Origin of the sequence: Collinsella acetigenes (genome assembly GCF_012844445.1) — a bacterium.
In the GTDB taxonomy this organism is placed as follows: Bacteria; Actinomycetota; Coriobacteriia; order Coriobacteriales; family Coriobacteriaceae; genus Collinsella; species Collinsella acetigenes.
In genome coordinates, this window is record NZ_JABBCP010000007.1 from 43919 (window position 1) to 63992 (window position 20074).

The following is a 20074-nucleotide window of genomic DNA, read 5'->3' on the forward strand; positions in this document are numbered from 1 at the left end:
CAGGCGGCAGGGCTACTCGTCCTGCGGCTCCGCATCGGAGCTTAGCTCGGGTGCCGAATCTAGCTCGGGTGCCGAATCAGACTCGGGTTTCGGCGCAGATTCCGGGGCAGACACAGGCGCGGGCGCGGGCGCCGCCTCGGGCGCAGGCGCGGGTGCAGGTACGGGCGCGGGTGCAGGTACGGGATCCGGAGCGCTATAGCCAGAAGGGGCAGGCTTCTTCTCGAAGGGCAGCACAAAAGTCAGAACGTCGTCCTTGTCCTCGTCGGCCCACTCGCTTGCGTAGCGCGCAACCCAATAGCCAACAGCACGATGCTTGAGCATGTTGCCAAAGACCGTAAGGAATACCGTGACAAACGCCGTCAGCACCAAGAACAATACGAGCGTGATGCCGCCGCCGGTAACAAGCGCCTCAATAGCCGTAGGACGGTAGTAGTAGCTATGCATACCGACAGAGGCAATGGCGCCAAAGACGGCCGTCAAGATACATGTGACAACGTTGGAGACCAGGCCCGTCAAAAACTCGGGAAGGAACGAAGCGCAGAACAGCTTGGTCTTATTGTTCTTAAAGGCCGCCCAAACCTTATCGAGCGAAAACGCACTCTCGACGCGACCGGTCACCGCAAAGTGCATTACGGCGATGTCGGCGAACATCTTAAAGAAAACCGCCAGGACCACCGTGACAATCAAGGCCAAGACGAGCAGGCCAAGCGAGCCAAACAGCGCAGCCTCGAGTGCATAAGAGCCGTAATAAGAGTACGAGCCCGCGGCGCCGATTACCACGCCCTCCACCAGCGAAAGCGCTACACCAATAACGGGAATGGCAGCGATGACCTCGAGCACGGCCGAGATAACGCTCGAAAAGACTCCGAGACCAAACGATGTGGAACGCATCAGCGGACGATCCATGCCGTCATCGATCTTAAGCGACAGATCGCGACCCCACTCGATGCCAAAACCCGCACCGCACACGCTCGCCACGTAGGCGGCCAAAAAGCCGATAGCAGCTGCAATACCGCCGATAACGGGAATGAACAGCACGAGCACCGACACGACGCAGATAAGCGCCGGCAAAAAGGCAATCTGGCACACGCGTTGCAGCACGCCCGGAGTCTTGGTCATATCCTCAAACGCCTGGGCCGTGCAGCCCTTGGGCACGTTCATGACAGGTTGGGGAACAAGCTGCTGAGGCTGAGGCTGCCCCTGAGGAGCGGAGCTTGCAGCGCCAGCATTAGGGGCACCGCACACGCTGCAGAACTTGTCGCTATCGCCCATGGGGGCGCCACACTGCGAGCAAAACATCGAAATCATCCCTTCGTATCTTGAGCGAATCACCTGGATCGCAAACGATGTCTAGCATCATTATCACCCAACGTGAGGACAAATGCTCTTAGACGACGTATTTGCAACGCGCGAGACACTATTCGATTGCTAGATGAGTGCGCCTGCGTTAGTTCGTTCCACGAAAACCTTTGCCCACAATCTCGGAGCTGTCGACGATCGTGATAAAGGCACCCGGATCGATCTCGCGCGCATAGCGGCGCAGCTGCACGGCCTCACGCCTGCTTAGCACGCTCATGATCACTGTGACGCACTCGCCGGTAAATGCACCATACGCACGACTGATTGTTGCCGTGCGATTGAGTTTTTGGACGATGAAGCGCTCAACCCGCTCCGGCTCCTTGCAAATCACCGTACAGACCTTGCGCAGATGGATGCTCTCAATCGCTTTGTCGACCACCAAGGTCTTGGCAAACAGCCCCAGCACGCAATAAAGACCCACGCGCGAGCCGTATAAAAACGCCGCGATAACGACGATGCCGATATCGACATACAAAAGGGCGCGCCCAATTTCGAGCGTCGTCCTGCGTTTAAGAATCATGGCGAGGATATCGGTGCCGCCCGTGGACGCGCCGATATCAAACACAATCGCGCTGCCCAGGGACGGCAAGATCACCGCAAAGCAAAGATCAAGCCACATGTCCCCCGTCAACGAAACCGTCGAAGGAATACAGAGCTCGAAGAGCGAAACATATGCCGAAAGCGCAAAAGAGGCAAAGACACTCCAGAGAATCGCCCGGCGCTCAAGGAATATGAATCCCAAAACCACCAAGATGATGTTGAGGATCCACATGAAGACGCCCACGGGAAGCGTCGGTACCAGCGTAGACAGAATGACCGAAACGCCTGAAGTGCCGCCAAACGCAAAGTGATTGGGAGTCTTAAATGCAACGATGGCAAAGGCCGTAAGGATAAGACCGGCGTTGAGCTCGGCAAAAAAGCGCCAAAAGCCCGGCTCGGCAGAGCGGCGGCGCTCCATGCGCTCACCGCGCTCGATGTCCTCGGGACTCACCACGCGCTCCATCGGCTTCACCGGGGTATGGTGCATCGTGCTTGCCTTCGCATCCGCAGCAGTTTGAATCTGCCCATCGGGCATGGTGGACATACCCGCTCCTCTCCGCGTTTACGTTGCCGTCTTGGCACAACCGGAGAAAAACTAGCACGACTCGGCATAAGCTCCATCGGCTTGGACAGAGAAACGGCCAAGCGGCGCCGTTTTATCGAAGAGCGGCAGGGCAGCAGCGCGCAGCCAGTAAGCCAACGAATCCCTTGTTATGACAGCAGCCCAAGCCATAGGGGACGCTGCAGATGGATGATGTCATCGTCAACGCCCGCGGGCACGTGGCCGCAAAACAGCAGGCCAGCATCGTGCGGGGTCATCAATCTCCACAGCCACACGCCAACAAAAAGGACGATAAGCGCCCAGGCGATAATCCAGCACGCGTGCCTGGCCCTAGGAAAAAGCTCCTGTACCACCGGGACCGCAAACACCACAGGCACGCACCAAAACAGAGGATGGTATGCCAGCGCGGCATCAAAGCGACCGGTAAGAAACGCCAGCCAGGCACGTGTCATGCCACAGCCAGGACACGGCACCCCGGTGACCGTGCGAATAATGCAGCCGATATCCGTTACATAGAGCAGCAGCGTCGCGCCCAAGAAGATGCCCAGAAAAGAGAGGGCACGGCGAACCCAGCCCGCCGTGCCCTCTGGAAACGTCATACACATAAGACCGAATTACGCACCCATACGTGCGTTGTATGCGGCAGCCATGGCGTTGGTGTTCTTGATGATGATGTTCATCGCAAAGATCGGACCCAAACCGCACAGGAGCGCGCCGACGATTTGCCACATCAAAATAGTGGTGCCGTTCTCCTGGAACTGCAGACCGTAACGCGGAGCGTTGGTCTGCATACGGTTACCGATCTTGTAATACCACCAGTAAGCATAGAAGCCGCAGGTGACGATGGACAGCAGGATGAACTGCGCCAGACCAGGTGTGGTCTCTCCGTCGTTTTGGCACATGACGTTCATGTCACGAGCCAGTTCATACAGGAAGTACCACGAGTAGATGCCGCAGGTGACGATGGAGAGGATAATCCACATCGGCAGGCTGCGATCGGCCTGTATGGGCACAAACGGCATGCCGCCCCGCGGCGTAACAGGCGTCGGGGCGACGTACGGGTTGGAGTTCGTCTGATATGAGAAATCCTGCGGAGCCTGACCCGGCGCCGCAGAGGAATACGGACCGCTATCACCAGTCGGAGCCGGAGTGTATACCGGCGCAGGCACGGGAGCCGGAGCAGAAGCGGGTGCAGAGCCAGCTACGGGCGAGCCGCACGAGGGGCAAAACTTAGCGCCATCTGCCAGCTTCTGGCCACAATTGCCACAGAACACGGTGAATCTCCTTCCAATGGGATTTCTTTCTACTCAACATCCTAACGCACTTCGATGCTTAGCAAACAGAATTTAGCCGCATGTCCCATATTCAGGCGATACATTACCAATACGTTACTCTTCGCTGCCCTCGTACTCCTCGGGCGTCAAAACATCCTCGATGCGCAAATTGATGCCCGCGACCTCAAGGCCGGTCATAGCGCCAAGGCGCTCGGTAACGCGCTCCTTGACCTCCTCAAAAATATCGGGAGCATATGCACCGTACTCAATGATCACAGAGATGTTCACAACAACGCGATTGTCGTCGGTGACCTCGACGCTCACGCCCTTGGTGAGGTTCTCGGCGCCAAATTGCTCCTGCACAAAGTGCATGAGGTTGCCCTTCATGCCCAGCACATGAGGCACCTCGCGCGTGGCCATTGCCACGATCTTCTCGATCACGCCATTGGAATAGGTGAGCGAATCTTCAGACTCGACGAGCTCCTCGTCATCGGCATCGGCATCCACCGTCACGACAGCGTCATCCTCGGGCTCAGCTGCCACCGCGACAAACTCCTCAACCTGATCTTGCGTATCCTCGCTGTTGGTCTGCTCAATCTCCACCATGTGATACTCCTGCCTTGGCCTTAGTGCCTGTCAAATAACTTGCCAAAAAAGTTGACGATCGCGTTATCGCCGTCGCGAACTTGCCCCAGCGTGGCTCCCACAAACACAAAAACCGCGATGACGATCGTGTTCCATAAGCCCAAGATCAAGATGAGCGCCGCGAGCACAAAACCGATGAATCCGTACAAAACCGTATGGGGATGCGAACGCGCATAACGCCACATGAGCATGCCCAATCCGCGGATGAACCCCGCTGCCTCGTGGAAATCGATCTCGTCATCTACGGGCGCAGAGCCATTGGCCGTCTGCGATGCTGGCGCACCGGCCTTCGCCTCGTCCTGGGACTCGATGGTCAAGCGAGGCTTGGGCGCCTTAGACGTTTGCTTGCCGGGTTTACTCACGAGTAACCTCCTGAGTCGTAATCGTGGTCTTGCTGGGAAGGAAGCGCACGCGCACGGTTGCGCCCGCAGCGCCGAGCATGGTGTCGAGCGCATGAGTCACACGCCCCTGGATACGCTGCGCACGCTCGGCCAGGTTGTCTCTGCCAAGTGCGATGGCGTCGATATGAACGTGCACCTGATCAGCATCGCGACCAATCACGCGGCCCTCGACCGACTCGATAAGCGCCGTAGGATCTTGCGCCGCCGAGCGCGCCACCGATTCGATGGCGGCAAGGCTCACCTCGATATCGGGATTCGCCTGCGGATGCACGCACGTCACGACACGGCGGTGCGCCATCATGCGAATCGCCGCTACCAGGGTACCCAGACCTAAGATGACCATGCACACGAGCAAAACGATACGCACCGCGGGCTTTTGGAACAAAACCTCAATGTTGCGTGCCGCGGGCGAAAAGAGATAGCCAGCGAACATGGCAATGACCAAGGCACCTGAAAGCAGGTAGATAAGCGCGAGAATTCTTCTCAGTGCTCGCATGCCCTGTTCCTTTCGTCCAATAGCTCAACAGCCTTAAGGCTTTCGTATACCCGTATGTCCCGCGCGCGTTGCACGCCTCAACAACTCTTTAAGAATAAACGAATCGGGCCGGGTCTGTGTGATTTACACAGACCCGGCCCGATAACAATCCTGTCACATTGCGCAACGGCGCAACAGCTCCTGCTACTCCTCCTCGAGAGCAGCAATGACCTCGTCGGTCATGTCCATGGTGTGGTACACATCCTGGACGTCGTCGAGCTCCTCAAGGCGGTCAACCAGACGCTGGACCTTCTTGGCATCGGCGCCGGAAACCTCGGTCGGGGTGGTGGGGACCATGGTGAGCTCGGAACCCTTGACCTCGATGCCCTGGGCAGCAAGAGCCTTGGAAACAGCCATCAGGTCGCCGGGGTTGGTCCAAACGATCCACTCGTCGCCAGCGTCCTCGTAGTCCTCGCCGCCGGCCTCGGCCACGGCCATCATGAACTCGTCCTCGTCGCCAGCAGCGCCGTTGGCAATCATGGTCTCCTTCTTGGCGTTGGGGTCGAGGATCTCCTTGACAACAACAACCTGACCCTTGCGCTCAAACTGGAAGGAAACGGAACCGGAAGTACCCAGGTTGCCGCCGGCATGAGAGAAGGCGGAGCGAACATCGGCAGCCGTGCGGTTGCGGTTGTCGGTCAGGCACTCAACGTAAACAGCAACGCCTGCGGGACCGTAGCCCTCATAGGAGATGCTCTCGTAAACGGCAGCGTCGGCGCCGGCGCCAAAGGCCTTGTCGATAGCAGACTTGATCTTGTCCTTGGGCATGGACTGAGCCTTTGCCTTGTCGACAGCGGCGGCAAGGGAAGCGTTGTTCTCGGGGTTGGGGTCGTTACCCAGGCGAGCGGCAACGGTGATGTTACGGCTCAGCTTGGAGAACAGGGCAGAACGCTTGGCGTCCTGAGCGCCCTTACGATGCTTGGTAGTGGCCCACTTAGAGTGTCCGGACATTCGAGTCTCCTTCTACACGATCACACCCGCGCGGGTGCATCGCGCGAGGATTGCAAACATACGGAATGCATGATATACCACGCGGCGGGCGCGATAAAGTCTCCTCTTTTTGCCTGCACGCAATCGCTACGCACAAGGCGGCACTCCGCGCGATATAGAGAGCCATCACAATGGCTATACTGTGGTGCAATGCAAAGCCGAAAGGAGCACCCATGCCATCAGCTAAGCGCCAAAACGTCATCAGCTGGGACGAGTTCTTCATGCGCGTGGCAATTGCCGCACAGCTTAGGAGCAAAGACCCCAATACGCAGGTGGGCGCTTGCATTGCAAGCACCAATCACCGCATCCTCTCGGTGGGCTATAACGGGACGCCCTCCGCCCTCAACGATGACGATTTTCCCTGGGGCACCTCGGACGACCCGCTCGAGGACAAGCACAACTACGTGGTGCACGCCGAGGCAAACGCCGTGCTCAACTACCGCGGCAGCCTGCGCGACCTTGAGGGCTCCACGGTCTACGTGACGCTCTTTCCCTGCCATGATTGTGCGAAGATCCTCGCGCAGGTGGGCATCGGCGAGGTGGTCTACCTCGACAACAAATACGCCGATACCGACGACGGGCGCATCAGCCGCCGCATTCTCGATTCCTGCGGCATCACCTACCGGCAGGTTCTTGTCGACGCATAGTCACAACGACGCCTCGCATCCATCGAATCCGACGGATGCGAGGCGTTTCATATCACACGGCAACGGCTCCATACCATGGTAGCCTCACCGTTTCTTTTGCTATTTCTCCAGGTAATCGCATTGCGGGCGCGCCTTGCGCTGCGCGTAGACGATAAGTACCGCGCCCGCCACCACAAGTGGCAGGGAAAGCAATTGGCCCATGGTTATGACGCCGCCCAAAAGATATCCCAGCTGGGCATCGGGCACGCGCACAAACTCAACCAGAAACCGCACGATACCGTAGCCCATCACAAAAACGCCCATGAACGTGCCCTGCGGCAACACGGGTTTGCGACGGCTCAAAATCTGCAGCACGCAAAAGAGCACAAGGCCTTCGAGCAAGGCCTCGTAAAGCTGGGACGGATGCCTCGGCATCGTGCCTGCAGCGCCGCCAAAGACCACGCCCCATGGCAGATCGGTGGGCTTGCCCCACAGCTCACCGTTCACAAAGTTCGCAAAGCGGCCGAACATGAGAGCGAGCGGGGCTCCGCATACCGCGAGGTCGGCAACGGTCCAAGCCGAGATCTTGTAGATGCGGCATGCGATGGTTCCACCCACGATGCCGCCCACCAGGCCGCCATGAAAGCTCATGCCGCCCTCGTTGACAGCAAAGACCTCGAGCGGATGCGCCAGGTAGTAGCCGTCACCATAAAAGACGACGTAGAACAGGCGCGCGCCGATAATCAGGCCAAAGACCACGCCTACAACCACGCTCACCAGGTCATCAATCGTCAGATTAAGGCCCCAGCGTCGCTGCGTGCGATACATCACCACCCCCGTGATGATAGCCCCCACGATATAGGCGATTCCGTACCAGTAGATAGTAATGGGACCGGCCGATATCGCCACGGGGTCCAAGCTTTGATACAACTCGTTGAGCACGATGTCCTCTTGTCTTTTGCTGTCGCCAGATAGTGTCGCCGTTATACCAAGCGGGCGTTCGCTTAATGCGAACGCCCGCGGCTTACATGTGCCCGCAGCCCCTTACGGAAGCGGGCGCAAATCAAATCAAATCGTCGTCGCCTTAGAACGGCTCGTACTCGTCCAACATGTCTGCGGCCTCGCCGGGAAGATTGGTGGCGACAACGCGCGTGACACCGGGCACGTGCTCCTTCAAAACGCGCTCAATGCCCATGGAGAGCGTGAGCTGGCTCATGGGGCAGCCGGCGCAAGCACCTTGCAGCTCCAATGACACCACGCCCTCTTCGTCAACACCAACGTACTCGAGGTCACCGCCATCGGCCTGAAGGTTAGGGCGAATCTCGTCGAGGACCTTCTTGAGATATTCTTCATCAACAGCCACAGGGGCTCCTTTCGTCTTGATATCTTGATACCATGCGCTGGCGCTCATGCCGCCGGCGCTCATGCATCATATGCATTCATATAGTACATGCTTGCAAACCCATGCGCGAGGTCATGCTCGGCACCAGGTTGTGATTCTCCGCCATTTTTCATAGAGCGGAAATGCCTGCAGCAACAGTCGTGTACCCAAAAATAAACACCCATCACCTTGAAGATTAACAATTGGTAACAAACGCTCAACCGTTGACCTTTGTTTCCACGCTATTGAGCACGTATACGTATGATATTGAACATCGCACGCAGTATCTTAAGCGTTATGCGCGCTGCGGTCGGATGGCCCGAATAAACAGCGCGCCCAACAGCTTTGACCAACGACTTGAAAGGGTTGATTACCATGGCGAACATCAGCAGAAGGAACTTCATCGCCAGCGCCGGCCTGCTCCTGGCGGGTACGCTTGTGGGCTGCGGCTCAAACGGCTCCTCCACCGGCAGCGCTGCCGGCTCTGCAGCATCTGGCACCACCTACACCATTGGCGTGATTCAGCTCACCGAGCACAGCGCGCTCGACGCCGCCAACAAAGGTTTTGTCGAGGCCCTCAAGAAAAGCGGCCTGAACGTCAAGTTCGACCAGCAAAACGCCCAAAACGACCAGTCTGCCTGCCAGACCATCAGCTCTAAGTTCGTGAGCGACGGCGTCGACCTCATTTACGCGATCGCCACACCTGCCGCGCAGGCAGCCGCGGCAGCGACTACCGATATTCCTATCGTGGGCTGCGCCATTACCGACTACGCCGCCTCCGGCCTTGTGCAGGATAACGACAAGCCCGGCACCAACGTCACCGGCGCCTCCGACCTTACCCCAGTCGCCGAGCAGCTCGAGATGATGCAGAAGGTGCTGCCCGACGTTAAAAAGGTTGGCCTGCTCTACTGCACCGCCGAGTCCAACTCCGACGTCCAGATCAAGGCCGCTAAGGCGGAACTCGACAAGCTCGGCATCGAGTACGCCGACTTCACCGTCTCTAGCTCCAACGAGATCCAGTCCGTGGTCGAGTCTGCCGTGGGCAAGGTCGACGCGCTCTACTCCCCCACCGACAACACCATCGCCGCGGGCGCTGCGCAGGTTGGTCAGATCTGCAAGGAGAACAAGCTCCCGTTCATCGCTGGCGAGGAAGGCATGTGCAACGCCGGTGGCCTGTTCACCCTCTCCATCAACTACGAGGATCTGGGCCGCGCCGCAGGCGAGATGGCCATCAAGATTTTGAAGGGCGAGGCCAAGCCTGAGGATATGCCCATCGAGCACCTTTCCACCAAGAGCCTCGTCGTCGTAAAGAACGATGAGATGGCCGAGGCTATCGGCGTCGACCTCTCCGCCCTCGACGCCTAAGGCCCAGCGGCGGGCTCGAGCCTGCGCTTGTCACTCCCCGCGCCGCGACGCGCCCGCCTGCGGGTCCGTCGTGGCGTCTTTGATATCCCACGCTATTATCTAGCGGTATTTGTATTTTGAGCGCACTCCCCAGCGGGGACGCTCCGACGTCACATAAGGAGGCACATCAAATGTCCGTCGCACTACAGGGTGCCATCTCGCAAGGCATTCTCTGGGGCATCATGGTGCTTGGCGTGTTCATCACGTTTCGCCTGCTCGACATCCCCGATATGACCGTAGACGGCAGCTTCGCCCTGGGCGGAAGCGTCGTGGCGGTACTTATCGTCAATGCCCATGTACATCCTGCGCTGGCGATTCTTGTCGGCATGATTGCTGGCGGCCTCGCCGGGGCCATCACGGGAGTTCTCACCACGGTTTTTGAGATTCCCGCCATCCTCGCAGGTATTCTCACTCAGATTTCGCTGTGGTCCATCAACTTGCGCATTATGGGTAAGTCCAACACCCCGCTTCTGGCCAACGATACGATCTTCTCCGACGCGTCCAGGCTAACGGGGCTGCCCCAAAGCACCGTATCGGCCCTTATGGGCATCATCATCGCCATTGTCATCGTGGCCGCGCTCTACTGGTTCTTTGGAACCGAAATCGGTTCTGCCCTGCGCGCCACTGGCAACAACGAGGACATGATTCGCGCGCTTGGCGTCAACACGAACCGCACCAAGATGATCGCCCTCGTGCTCTCCAACGCACTCGTGGGCCTTGCAGGCGGCCTTATCTGCCAGAGCCAGAAGTACGCCGATATCGGCATGGGCACCGGCGCCATTGTCATCGGCCTTGCTGCAATCGTCATCGGCGAGGTCCTGGGACGTCTGCTGCCCGGTGGCCTCACCAAGTTCGGCATGCGTCTCGCGGCTGCTGTCGTGGGCTCTGTGGTCTACTTTCTCATCCGCGCCTTCGTGCTGCAGATGGGCATGAACGCCAACGACATGAAGTTGCTCTCCGCCGTTATCGTCGTGCTTGCCCTGTGCATCCCCGTCGTTTGGGAGAAGTACAAGCTGCGCAGCTCCTACTCGAGGGGAGATGATCAGGATGCTTAAGCTCTCCCACGTCAAGAAGACGTTCAACAAGGGCACCGTCACCGAGAAGCGTGCCCTTACCGGTGTTGACCTCGTCCTTAACGACGGCGACTTCGTTACCGTGATCGGTGGCAACGGCGCCGGCAAGTCCACGCTGCTCAATATGATCGCCGGTGTGTACCCTCTCGATTCGGGCGTAATCGAGCTCGACGGTAAAGATATTTCGCGCATGACCGAACCCCAACGCGCCAAGTATCTTGGCCGCGTGTTCCAAGACCCCATGCGTGGCACCGCCGCCGACATGCAGATCGTCGAAAACCTGGCACTCGCCAAGCGCCGCGGCCTGCATCGCGGTCTTGCCTGGGGTGTCACCAAAGAAGAAAAAGCTGAGTTCCCGCCACTCCTCAAGAAGCTCGACTTGGGTCTCGATACGCGCATGGAAGCTAAGGTCGGTCTGCTTTCGGGCGGACAGCGTCAGGCCCTCACCCTGCTGATGGCCACCCTCACAAAGCCCAAGCTGCTGCTGCTTGACGAGCACACCGCAGCGCTTGACCCCAAAACCGCATCCAAGGTCCTCAATCTCACCGAAGAGATCGTCGCCGAGAACAACCTCACCACGCTGATGGTCACGCACAACATGAACGATGCCATCCGTCTGGGCAACCGCCTCATCATGATGCACGAGGGCCACGTTATCTACGACGTTGCCGGTAAAGAGAAAAAATCGCTCACCGTTCCCGATCTGCTGCAGAAGTTCGAAGAGGTCAGCGGCGGCGAATTCGCTAACGACCGCATGCTGCTGAGCTAATTCGAGTGCATTGCGCGCCTGCAAAAGGCTGCAATTCTAAACAGCCTGTTTTACGGGGCTCCGAAGGTAATTCGGCGCCCCGTTTTTAGTAGCTCGTTTCAAAACTCTTCGAAGTGCGTACCCTAAACTAAAATTGCCGAGTAGACCCTTCTATTCGCGTGATAAAAGCCCAGGATTACAGAGGGTTAAATAATTTGTATACTCAGCTCTTTTGATTTAGGGTACGCACTTCGAATTGTTTTGTTTGAGTAGCATTTTACAAAGGTATTGAGCTTTTTAGTTTTGCGACACGCTGCCGTGAAATGCCCATTATCTTTTGAATGGTCGCAGAGCGCGCGGGCCCCACCGCCAAAAAACGCCGCAGCGGCTCCTCGAAAAACGAAGAACCGCTGCGGCAGTACTTAAAATCGCGAAAGCTACTGACTAGAGAGTTTCCATAGTTGCTGTAATCTCGGCCTCGCGGTCGTACGACGTCATGCCAACGCCGTCCACGCACAGCTCACCCATCTGATTGTCAAAGGGATCGTCGCGCAATGCCGGGTCGGCAGGCGTGAGCGGAGCAAAGAAACGCGCATTGGCGGGCATGCGCCAGGGCCCCAGATTTCCAAAATAGAAATGCCTGCGGGCGTCGTCTCCCTCGCGGCGCGCCGCGGAACCAAAGGAGCAATCGCCCCAAAGCCAGCCCAGGCCCTCAATGTAGAACATCGCCCAATCGTGACAGCCTACTGAATCGGGCTTTACGTACAAACCGCTCTGCCAGCGTGCCGGCACACCGCCTAAGCGACACAGCGTGATAAACGTGCAGGCAAACACGCCGCAATCCGCACGGCGAGAACGCGCACACGAATCTGCAATGCTATCCAGCAGCACATAGGCCGGCTGATAGCGGTAATCGATATTCTGCGTAACCCACAGATACGCCGCGCGGGCGCGCTCGAGCATATCCTCAGCCGGAATATCTGCATAGAGGCGCTCAGCAACCGAGCGAAGATACGGAGTAAACACCAGGTGCGGTTCCTCGGCGGCAAGATCCTCTGGCGTAGGAGCGGGCGCGGGTGCAAACGGCGCGTCCCATACGGGAGCAACGGGATTGTCTGCCCACAGATCCACATAGGGAGCGCGAATGGTGTACTCATACTCGACAAAGAATGAACGCTCACCTTGCACATCCCAGTGGACCGTGCGCTGCGGCGCTGTCGCAGGCGCAATCTGCGCCCCCTCGCTCGCCTCAACGAGCTTGATATCCGCCACCTGCTGACCGGAAGGATACGGAATCCACGCCATGACGTGCGTCTCGGGGTCCACATCAACATCCCTGCCCACGCTAAGCGTATGGCGCACGCGCACGCGGCGCTCGGCATATCCCTTCGAGCGCATCTCGTCGAGCACGGCGAGCTGATCTGCACGATCGGTTGGCGGACAAGCAAGGCCCGGAACATCATTGGGGTACAGACGCAGCGACTCTACGCAGCTCTGCAAGAAACGCTGCTCGCCATCCACGTAGCGCCAATCAAGACGCTCGCGATCGATAAGGGCATCCAGCTCGGCATCGCCAAACTCAGGCCACTCAGCGCGAATCTGCCCGATAACATCAGCGCGTGTCAAACAAAAATCGCGGCGCGTGCGCAGCAGGCGAGCATATTCCGCACGAAGGCACGGCTCTATCTCGGGACGGTTCCCCGTCTCGAGCTCCTCTTCGATAAGACGAAGCGCACGGTCATACTCCCCCGCGACGATAAAACGCGCGATATGCGGCGGCACCCCATCGTTCAAATGGCGGAAATCGTCGTTCATGGTCACTACCTGCTGCATGGTGCCCTCACTCCAGTGCGGCGCCGTATCAGCGCCCACAACACGCGAGCCGGCGCCGCCATTCCATACAGGCGTGCCGACTCCCCAATGCAATATGTCTAAACGCAAATACACTCCGCATGCCCAACTGAACATACGGAGTGTCAGCGTCGTAACTTTTAGCCTACGCCAAGGCCGCAACCACCTTGTCGCCCATATCGGCGGTACCGAGGATCTTCTCGGCAGGCGTATCGGAATCAGCGATATCGCGCGTGCGCCAACCCTCGTTAAGCACGTGCTCGACAGCCGTCTCAATCCATGCAGCCTCTTCAGTCATATCGAAGGCATAGGTGAGCATCATGGCCACCGAGAAAATCTGAGCGAGCGGATTGGCAATCCCTTGGCCCGCGATATCGGGCGCGGAGCCAGCACTGGGCTCAAAAAGCGACACGCCGTCGCCCAAGCTTGCAGAAGCGAGCATACCGAGCGAACCCGTGATCTGCGCAGCCTCGTCGGAGAGAATGTCGCCAAACATGTTCTCGGTTACCACGACATCAAAGTCGGCAGGACGATTGATGAGCTGCATTGCGGTGTTGTCCACAAGCAGGTCCTCAAGCTCTACGTCCGCATACTCCTCGTCGTGCACGCGATGAACTATCTCGCGCCACATGCGGGAGGTCTCGAGCACGTTGCGTTTATCGACGCTCGTCACCTTACCGCGACGCTTGCGTGCGGCCTCAAAGGCCTGACGGGCAATGCGCTCGACTTCGTACTCGCGATACTCCATAACGTCCACCGCGCGCTGGCCGGCTTCACCGTTTGCGCCAGCGCCCTGCTCGTCGTAGAAACGCTCATGGCTACCAAAGTAGATGCCGCCCGTGAGCTCGCGCACGAGCATCATGTCAACGCCCTTGATGACCTCCGGCTTAAGGGTGGAGGCACCGGCAAGCGCGTCGTAGATCTTCACCGGACGAAGATTGGTGTAAAGCCCCAGAGCTTTGCGAATGCGCAGGATACCTTGCTCGGGACGGGGAGCGTCTGGATCGGTCGAATCCCACTTGGGTCCGCCCACGCTCGCCAGCAAAACGGCGTCGGCCGCCTGTGCCGCGGCAAGCGTGGCCTCGGGCAGCGGATCTGCGCACGCGTCGATCGCGGCTCCACCGATAAGCGCGTCCTCGCAAATAAACTCGACGCCGGCACGCGCCCCCACTGCGGCAAGAACCTTCTTGCCCTCAGCGATGACCTCGGGTCCAATGCCGTCGCCCGGCAGGGTGCACACCTTATAGCTCTTTTTCACGTTGCAACTCCAATCGAGGGTTGAGGGGCCTTTGCAAAAGGGGTTTTCCACGGTCGTCTACTCCGCCTGCGCCTCGGCAATCTTTTGCTTGGTGCGCTCTACCAAACCGCCGGCATTGATGATCTCTTGGATAAACGGCGGGAACGGCTGCGCATGGAAGATCGCGCCCGTGGTCTCGTCCACAATCGTGCCGGTATCGGCATCGACACTCACCACATCCCCGTCTGAGATGGCGTCCACGGCCTCCGGGCATTCCAGAATCGGCAGGCCCATGTTGATCGAATTGCGGTAAAAGATGCGCGCGAAGCTCTTGGCGATCACACAGGAAACACCTGCAGCCTTGATGGCGACCGGCGCGTGCTCGCGCGAGGAGCCACAGCCAAAGTTCTCGTCGGCAACAATGATGTCGCCGGGCTTTACGCGCTCCACAAACGTGGTATCCAGGTCCTCCAGACAATGCTTGGCAAGCTCTGCCGGATCTGACGTGTTGAGATAGCGAGCCGGAATGATGACATCGGTATCGATGTCACGGCCATAACGAAAAACAGTTCCGTTGAATTTCATATCGTTCACCTTTCCCGGGAGGGAGGGGCCAGGTTTTATTTGCCATTTCAGACAGTCCTGCTCGCACGAACGTGGCGTTTAGTCACGTTCGGCTCGTGCGGAAACTCATGTCAAATAAAGCCTGGCCCCTCCCTCACGCATCATGTTCTTCTATCGAATATAACTTCCACAGCGCAAAGTTGTTGGACTCGCAACGTTGCGCATTTCTGGCCCAGCCGTACCGCGCTATTCCCAGCAGGGGCTTTGGGTTCCGCGCGAGCAAGACTGTCCACGGGAGCAATCAAAACCCGAGAACCCCGGATGCCTACAAGTCTGAGGGCAACGCAATGTGGCCGGCGACGGCAGAAGCGGCGCAAACGGCGGGGCTTGCCAGGTAGACCTCGGACGTGGGGTCGCCCATACGGCCCACGAAGTTACGATTGGTCGAAGAAATGCAGCGCTCCCCTGCAGCGAGGATGCCCATGTAGCCGCCCAGGCACGGGCCGCACGTGGGCGTCGAAACCACGCAATGGGCGTTGATGAAGACATCCATCAGGCCCTCGTGTACGCACTGGAGCCAGACCTTCTGGGTTGCAGGAATCACGATACAGCGAACGTTCTCGGCAACCGTACGCCCGCGCAGGACCTCGGCCGCGGCGCGCATATCCTCGATACGGCCGTTGGTGCACGAACCGATAACGGCCTGGTCGACCGCGATATGACGGCTCTCGGCAACGAGATGCGTATTGCTGGGCAGATGCGGCCAGGACACGCACGGCTCGATCTCGGCGGCGTCGATCTCGATGACCTGCTTGTACTCGGCATCCGCATCGGGATGATACTCAACCGGCGTGCGGCGAGCGCGGGCAGCCACGTACTCGCGGCACTTGTCGTCCACCTCAAAGAGACCGGCCTTGCCGCCCGCCTCGATGACCATATTTGCAATGGTCAAACGTCCCTCAACAGAGAGGTTCTCAATCGTCGAGCCGCCAAACTCCATAGCGCAATAAAGGGCGCCGTCAACACCGATCTTGCCGATGATATGCAAGATGATGTCCTTTGCCGTAGCACCCGCAGGGAGCTCGCCATCGATCTCAAAGCGAATGGTCTCGGGCACCTTGAACCAGGCACGGCCCGTTGCCATGCCCACGCCGGCGTCGGTGGAGCCTACGCCGGTTGAGAAGGCGCCGATACCGCCATAGGTACAGGTGTGGGAATCCGCGCCGATCATGAGGTCGCCGGGCACCACAACGCCCTGCTCGGGCAGCAGTGCATGCTCAATACCCATGCAACCCTGCTCAAAATAGTTGACAATCTTATGCTCATGGGCAAAATCGCGCGTGACCTTGGTCTGCTCGGCACTCTTGATGTCCTTGTTGGGCGCGTAATGGTCGGGCACGAGGCAAATACGCTCGCGGTCAAAAACTCCAGCACCAATCTCGCGCACCGTCTTGATGGCGATGGGAGCCGTAATGTCGTTGGCGAGCACCAGGTCGAGGTCGCACTCAACCAGCTGGCCCGGCACAACCTCATCGAGTCCCGCGTGGGCGGCCAAAATCTTCTCTGCCATGGTCATGGGACGTGCCATTGGGTTTCCTCTCTTGTTAAGTCTTTGGCAATCAGGCAAAAAGGGCGATTATGCACCCGGTTATTTGCCCTCTTTTGAGCGGGCGGTCTGAATCATGCGGTTAACCGCATTCACATAGGCCTTCGCACTCGAAACGATGATGTCGGTATCGGCGCCGCGGCCGGTATAGACTTTGCTGTCTTCGGCCGTGATACGCACCGTTACCTCACCGATGGCATCGATGCCGCGGCTGATAGCCTTGACAGAGAACTCCGCCAGGTCGCCATGGACCGCAACAACCTTGTCCACTGCCTTGTAAGCGGCGTCGACAGGACCAGTACCCGTCGCGCACACCACGTGCTTGACGCCCAGCTCGTCGCTGATGGTCGCCGTAGCCGTGGGAACCAGCGGGTCGCCGCAGGACACTTGCAGGGCGCCGAGGGTATAGATAGCCTTCACCTCGCGCTGACGCTCCTGCACCATCGACTCGAGGTCCTCGTCAAAGACCTCCTTCTTCTGGTCGGCAATTTCCAGGAAGCGATTGTAGACGTCTTCAAATGCAGCGTCATCAAAGGTATAGCCCAGCTCGCCCAGGCGGTGGCGCAAGGCAGCGTGGCCAGAACGGGCGGACAGGATGATCTCGGAGCCAGCGGCGCCCACGTCTGCCGGGTCGATAATCTCGTAGGTATCGCGAGCCTTGAGCACGCCATCCTGATGAATGCCAGAGCTATGTGCAAAGGCATTGGCGCCGACAATTGCCTTATTGGGCTGCACGTTAATGCCAGTGATAGAGCTCACCAGCCTGGAGGCACGCGTGAGTTCGCGGGTCACAACATCGGTATGGGCATCGAGTGCCTCACCGTGCATCTTAATGGCCATAACGACCTCCTCGAGCGAAGTGTTGCCCGCGCGCTCACCCAAGCCATTGATGGTGCATTCGATCTGCGTGGCACCGTTTTGAACAGCATCGAGGGCAAGGGCGGTGGCCATGCCCAGGTCATTATGCGTATGCACGGAAATGGTCACGTCCTCGATGCCGTCAACGCGCTCACGCAGCTCCTTAATGCGCGTGCCAAAATTCCAAGGCATGTTATATCCCGTAGTATCGGGAATGTTAACGACCGTCGCACCGGCTTTTACCGCAGCTTGGATGATATGAACGAGAAACTCTTGATCGGAACGCCCGGCATCCTCAGCATAGAACTCAACATCGTCCACAAAGTTGCGAGCGTACTTTACAGCATGAATTGCGCGCTCGATGGCCTCGTCCTCGGTGAGATGAAGCTTGTCGCGCAGATGGGAGGGAGAGACGCCCAAGCCGGTATGGATACGCGGACGCTTGGCACTCTTCAGGGCCTCGGCAGCCACCTCGATATCCTTATCCACGGCACGTGTCAGACCGCATACGGTGCAGGTGTCACCGGCAATCTTTCCGATTTCGTGAACCGACTTAAAATCGCCCGGGCTGGAAATGGGAAAACCGGCCTCGATAACATCCACGTTCATACGCACAAGCTGGCGCGCGATGATGAGCTTCTCCTCGGTATTCATGCTGGCGCCAGGCGATTGCTCACCGTCGCGCAGAGTGGTATCGAAAATTGCGATTTTGCGGGTCATGGTTCCTCCTGTACATCAAAGCCGCCGGGCGACTATGTTCAACATGTCGAGCTTTGTAGGCACGTACAGGCGAAAGATAGAAAAACACCCGAGCGCTCATACGGACCGCAAAGCGATGGTCAGTTACGCACTCGGGTGTTAAGCAAGTTGAAAAAATCCCAAGCGCGACTACCTTAGTAGCGCGAGGGCTAGGAGTGCAGTTGCAAAGGCGTTGTTCGTCATGGTATGCGCACTCCTCTCAGATAAAGTCACAACAAAAGTGAGTTTAGCAGAATCGAAATTTACTTTGAACAGAAGACCCGATTGTTACAGCTTTGAAAACGGACGAAATCACGATGCTCGCCCAAAAAGAAAACCCGACTCGCAAATGCGAACCGGGTTTAGAAAAACGAGTCAGTTCGAAAGACTACTCAGCGAGAAAGTTACGCTGAACAGCGGGGTCGACCTTGACGCCAGGGCCCATGGTGGAGCTGACGGAGATGCTCTTCACGTACTTGCCCTTAGCAGAAGCGGGCTTGACGCGCAGAATCTCGGTGTAGAGGGCAGCGTAGTTCTCGACGAGCTGCTCGTCGGAGAAAGACTTCTTGCCCAGGGGCACATGGCAGATGCCATAACGGTCGGCGCGATACTCAACGCGGCCAGCCTTGAGCTCAGAGACCATCTTGGCAACATCCATGGTAACGGTGCCGAGCTTGGGGTTCGGCATCAGGCCACGAGGGCCGAGGATCTTACCGATGCGGCCAACCTTGGCCATCATGGTCGGCAGAGCAATGGCAGCGTCGAACTCGATGTTGCCCTTCTGAATCTCGGCGATCAGCTCGTCGGAGCCAACGATGTCGGCACCGGCCTCGCGAGCCTCATCGGCCTTAGCGCCCTCGGCGAACACGGCAACGCGAACGGACTTGCCGGTGCCGTGAGGCAGGGAGATGGAGCCACGGATGTTCTGATCGGCCTTACGGGTGTCGACACCAAGGCGGAAGTGAGCCTCGATGGTCTCGTCGAAGTTGGCGGTTGCAACCTCCTTGACGAGAGTGACAGCCTTACGCGGGGTGTAGAGCTGAGCGGAATCAACCTTCTCAGCGGCGGAGCGGTACTTCTTACCGTGCTTAGCCATAATACATACCTCCTGTGGTCAAACGGGCCTGAGCCCTCCCACATCAACGCGTGCCCTATTGCACGCAAACGGGCACGACACGCATCGTGCCCGAAATTACCTAAATAGTATCGCTACTCGGCGATGGTGACGCCCATGGAGCGAGCGGTACCGGCGACGATCTTCTTGGCGGCCTCGATATCGTTAGCATTGAGGTCCGGCATCTTGATCTCGGCGATCTTGGTGAGCTGCTCCTGAGTAAGCTGACCAACCTTGTCGGCCTGGGGCTTAGCGGAACCGCTCTTGAGCTTGAGCTCCTTCTTGATGAGGTGAGCCGCAGGAGGGGTCTTCGTCACGAAGGTGAACGAACGATCCTCATAAACGGTGATCTCAACGGGGATGATGTCGCCCTGCTTGTCCTGCGTAGCGGCATTGAACGCCTGGCAGAACTGCATGATGTTGACCTGAGCAGCACCCAGTGCCGGGCCAACGGGAGGAGCGGGGTTAGCAGCGCCAGCGGGAATCTGGAGCTTAATGACAGTAGCAACCTTCTTCTCAGCCATGTCAAAACCTTCCTAAAACACGAATGTGTCTACAGTGCCAATAT

General features: G+C 58.3%; 21 protein-coding genes. 4 read left to right on the forward strand and 17 right to left on the reverse strand.

The window, feature by feature from the left end:
* Positions 1 to 12: 12 nt before the first annotated feature.
* The 8 genes from HF320_RS07690 to HF320_RS07725 all read right to left on the reverse strand — a co-directional run bounded on the left by HF320_RS07690 (position 13) and on the right by HF320_RS07725 (position 6267).
* The gene (locus HF320_RS07690) at positions 13 to 1308 is read right to left on the reverse strand and encodes a zinc-ribbon domain-containing protein (protein WP_349290719.1); all 1296 of its coding nucleotides are present in this window, start codon (positions 1306 to 1308) and stop codon (positions 13 to 15) included.
* 139 nt (positions 1309 to 1447) lie between these two features.
* Entirely contained in the window at positions 1448 to 2443 is a 996-nt protein-coding gene (locus HF320_RS07695) for a YitT family protein (RefSeq protein WP_248276671.1), read from the reverse strand.
* 167 nt (positions 2444 to 2610) lie between these two features.
* The gene (locus tag HF320_RS07700) at positions 2611 to 3060 is read right to left on the reverse strand and encodes a DUF2752 domain-containing protein (protein WP_169277789.1); all 450 of its coding nucleotides are present in this window, start codon (positions 3058 to 3060) and stop codon (positions 2611 to 2613) included.
* 15 nt (positions 3061 to 3075) lie between these two features.
* A complete protein-coding gene (locus tag HF320_RS09195; RefSeq protein ID WP_169277790.1) occupies positions 3076 to 3735 on the reverse strand; it encodes a DUF4234 domain-containing protein in 660 nt (219 codons plus the stop codon).
* Positions 3736 to 3849: 114 nt separating this feature from the next.
* Positions 3850 to 4341: an Asp23/Gls24 family envelope stress response protein gene (locus HF320_RS07710; protein WP_169277791.1), complete on the reverse strand. Its 492-nt coding sequence runs from the start codon at positions 4339 to 4341 to the stop codon at positions 3850 to 3852.
* Between the two features lie 20 nt (positions 4342 to 4361).
* Positions 4362 to 4742 carry a DUF2273 domain-containing protein gene (locus HF320_RS07715; RefSeq protein WP_349290720.1) on the reverse strand — a complete coding sequence of 127 codons (381 nt, stop codon included), beginning with the start codon at positions 4740 to 4742 and terminating at the stop codon, positions 4362 to 4364.
* Positions 4735 to 5277: an alkaline shock response membrane anchor protein AmaP gene (amaP, locus tag HF320_RS07720; protein WP_169277793.1), complete on the reverse strand. Its 543-nt coding sequence runs from the start codon at positions 5275 to 5277 to the stop codon at positions 4735 to 4737. The genes HF320_RS07715 and amaP overlap by 8 nt, the downstream gene beginning before the upstream one ends.
* Before the next feature lie 183 nt (positions 5278 to 5460).
* Positions 5461 to 6267: a YebC/PmpR family DNA-binding transcriptional regulator gene (locus HF320_RS07725; protein ID WP_022386720.1), complete on the reverse strand. Its 807-nt coding sequence runs from the start codon at positions 6265 to 6267 to the stop codon at positions 5461 to 5463.
* Between the two features lie 212 nt (positions 6268 to 6479).
* Between HF320_RS07725 and HF320_RS07730 the strand changes: the two genes are divergently transcribed.
* On the forward strand, positions 6480 to 6953 hold the full coding sequence (locus tag HF320_RS07730; protein ID WP_040219906.1) for a deoxycytidylate deaminase: 474 nt from the start codon (positions 6480 to 6482) through the stop codon (positions 6951 to 6953).
* Between the two features lie 99 nt (positions 6954 to 7052).
* Here HF320_RS07730 and lgt read toward each other — a convergent pair whose 3' ends face one another.
* A complete protein-coding gene (lgt, locus tag HF320_RS07735; protein ID WP_169277794.1) occupies positions 7053 to 7874 on the reverse strand; it encodes a prolipoprotein diacylglyceryl transferase in 822 nt (273 codons plus the stop codon).
* A 142-nt stretch (positions 7875 to 8016) separates the two neighbouring features.
* Positions 8017 to 8295 (reverse strand): NifU family protein, encoded by a 279-nt coding sequence (locus tag HF320_RS07740; protein WP_169277795.1) that lies wholly within the window; start codon positions 8293 to 8295, stop codon positions 8017 to 8019.
* A 393-nt stretch (positions 8296 to 8688) separates the two neighbouring features.
* Here HF320_RS07740 and HF320_RS07745 point away from each other — a divergent pair, with 393 nt between their 5' ends.
* The 3 genes from HF320_RS07745 (at position 8689) to HF320_RS07755 (ending at position 11559) form a co-directional block, all read left to right on the forward strand.
* Entirely contained in the window at positions 8689 to 9678 is a 990-nt protein-coding gene (locus tag HF320_RS07745; RefSeq protein WP_169277796.1) for an ABC transporter substrate-binding protein, read from the forward strand.
* 170 nt (positions 9679 to 9848) lie between these two features.
* Positions 9849 to 10772 (forward strand): ABC transporter permease, encoded by a 924-nt coding sequence (locus HF320_RS07750; RefSeq protein ID WP_169277797.1) that lies wholly within the window; start codon positions 9849 to 9851, stop codon positions 10770 to 10772.
* Entirely contained in the window at positions 10765 to 11559 is a 795-nt protein-coding gene (locus HF320_RS07755) for an ABC transporter ATP-binding protein (RefSeq protein ID WP_169277798.1), read from the forward strand. Before HF320_RS07750 ends, HF320_RS07755 begins: the two co-directional genes overlap by 8 nt.
* A 423-nt stretch (positions 11560 to 11982) precedes the next feature.
* On the opposite strand, the gene HF320_RS07760 is transcribed toward HF320_RS07755, so the two are convergent.
* The 7 genes from HF320_RS07760 to rplK all read right to left on the reverse strand — a co-directional run bounded on the left by HF320_RS07760 (position 11983) and on the right by rplK (position 20030).
* Positions 11983 to 13479: a transglutaminase-like domain-containing protein gene (locus HF320_RS07760; protein WP_211159021.1), complete on the reverse strand. Its 1497-nt coding sequence runs from the start codon at positions 13477 to 13479 to the stop codon at positions 11983 to 11985.
* Positions 13480 to 13534: 55 nt separating this feature from the next.
* Positions 13535 to 14647 (reverse strand): 3-isopropylmalate dehydrogenase, encoded by a 1113-nt coding sequence (gene leuB, locus HF320_RS07765; protein WP_169277799.1) that lies wholly within the window; start codon positions 14645 to 14647, stop codon positions 13535 to 13537.
* Between the two features lie 57 nt (positions 14648 to 14704).
* Positions 14705 to 15211 (reverse strand): 3-isopropylmalate dehydratase small subunit, encoded by a 507-nt coding sequence (gene leuD / locus HF320_RS07770; protein WP_169277800.1) that lies wholly within the window; start codon positions 15209 to 15211, stop codon positions 14705 to 14707.
* A 304-nt stretch (positions 15212 to 15515) separates the two neighbouring features.
* Entirely contained in the window at positions 15516 to 16778 is a 1263-nt protein-coding gene (leuC, locus tag HF320_RS07775) for a 3-isopropylmalate dehydratase large subunit (RefSeq protein ID WP_211159022.1), read from the reverse strand.
* A 60-nt stretch (positions 16779 to 16838) separates the two neighbouring features.
* Positions 16839 to 18374: a 2-isopropylmalate synthase gene (locus tag HF320_RS07780; RefSeq protein WP_169277801.1), complete on the reverse strand. Its 1536-nt coding sequence runs from the start codon at positions 18372 to 18374 to the stop codon at positions 16839 to 16841.
* A gap of 406 nt (positions 18375 to 18780) precedes the next feature.
* The gene (gene rplA / locus HF320_RS07785; protein WP_169277802.1) at positions 18781 to 19488 is read right to left on the reverse strand and encodes a 50S ribosomal protein L1; all 708 of its coding nucleotides are present in this window, start codon (positions 19486 to 19488) and stop codon (positions 18781 to 18783) included.
* 113 nt (positions 19489 to 19601) lie between these two features.
* Positions 19602 to 20030, reverse strand: a complete 429-nt coding sequence (gene rplK, locus HF320_RS07790; RefSeq protein WP_022386733.1) for a 50S ribosomal protein L11 — start codon at positions 20028 to 20030, stop codon at positions 19602 to 19604.
* Between the last annotated feature and the right edge of the window lie 44 nt (positions 20031 to 20074).

Coding starts and splice junctions, on each gene's coding strand:
- HF320_RS07710 (WP_169277791.1), bottom strand. CDS start 4,341: ATGGTGGAGATTGAGCAGACCAACAGCGAGGATACGCAAGATCAGGTT.
- rplA (WP_169277802.1), bottom strand. CDS start 19,488: ATGGCTAAGCACGGTAAGAAGTACCGCTCCGCCGCTGAGAAGGTTGAT.
- HF320_RS07695 (WP_248276671.1), bottom strand. CDS start 2,443: ATGTCCACCATGCCCGATGGGCAGATTCAAACTGCTGCGGATGCGAAG.
- rplK (WP_022386733.1), bottom strand. CDS start 20,030: ATGGCTGAGAAGAAGGTTGCTACTGTCATTAAGCTCCAGATTCCCGCT.
- leuD (WP_169277800.1), bottom strand. CDS start 15,211: ATGAAATTCAACGGAACTGTTTTTCGTTATGGCCGTGACATCGATACC.
- amaP (WP_169277793.1), bottom strand. CDS start 5,277: ATGCGAGCACTGAGAAGAATTCTCGCGCTTATCTACCTGCTTTCAGGT.
- leuC (WP_211159022.1), bottom strand. CDS start 16,778: ATGGCACGTCCCATGACCATGGCAGAGAAGATTTTGGCCGCCCACGCG.
- HF320_RS07750 (WP_169277797.1), top strand. CDS start 9,849: ATGTCCGTCGCACTACAGGGTGCCATCTCGCAAGGCATTCTCTGGGGC.
- HF320_RS07700 (WP_169277789.1), bottom strand. CDS start 3,060: ATGACGTTTCCAGAGGGCACGGCGGGCTGGGTTCGCCGTGCCCTCTCT.
- HF320_RS07780 (WP_169277801.1), bottom strand. CDS start 18,374: ATGACCCGCAAAATCGCAATTTTCGATACCACTCTGCGCGACGGTGAG.
- HF320_RS07725 (WP_022386720.1), bottom strand. CDS start 6,267: ATGTCCGGACACTCTAAGTGGGCCACTACCAAGCATCGTAAGGGCGCT.
- HF320_RS07745 (WP_169277796.1), top strand. CDS start 8,689: ATGGCGAACATCAGCAGAAGGAACTTCATCGCCAGCGCCGGCCTGCTC.
- HF320_RS07730 (WP_040219906.1), top strand. CDS start 6,480: ATGCCATCAGCTAAGCGCCAAAACGTCATCAGCTGGGACGAGTTCTTC.
- HF320_RS07755 (WP_169277798.1), top strand. CDS start 10,765: ATGCTTAAGCTCTCCCACGTCAAGAAGACGTTCAACAAGGGCACCGTC.
- HF320_RS07690 (WP_349290719.1), bottom strand. CDS start 1,308: ATGATTTCGATGTTTTGCTCGCAGTGTGGCGCCCCCATGGGCGATAGC.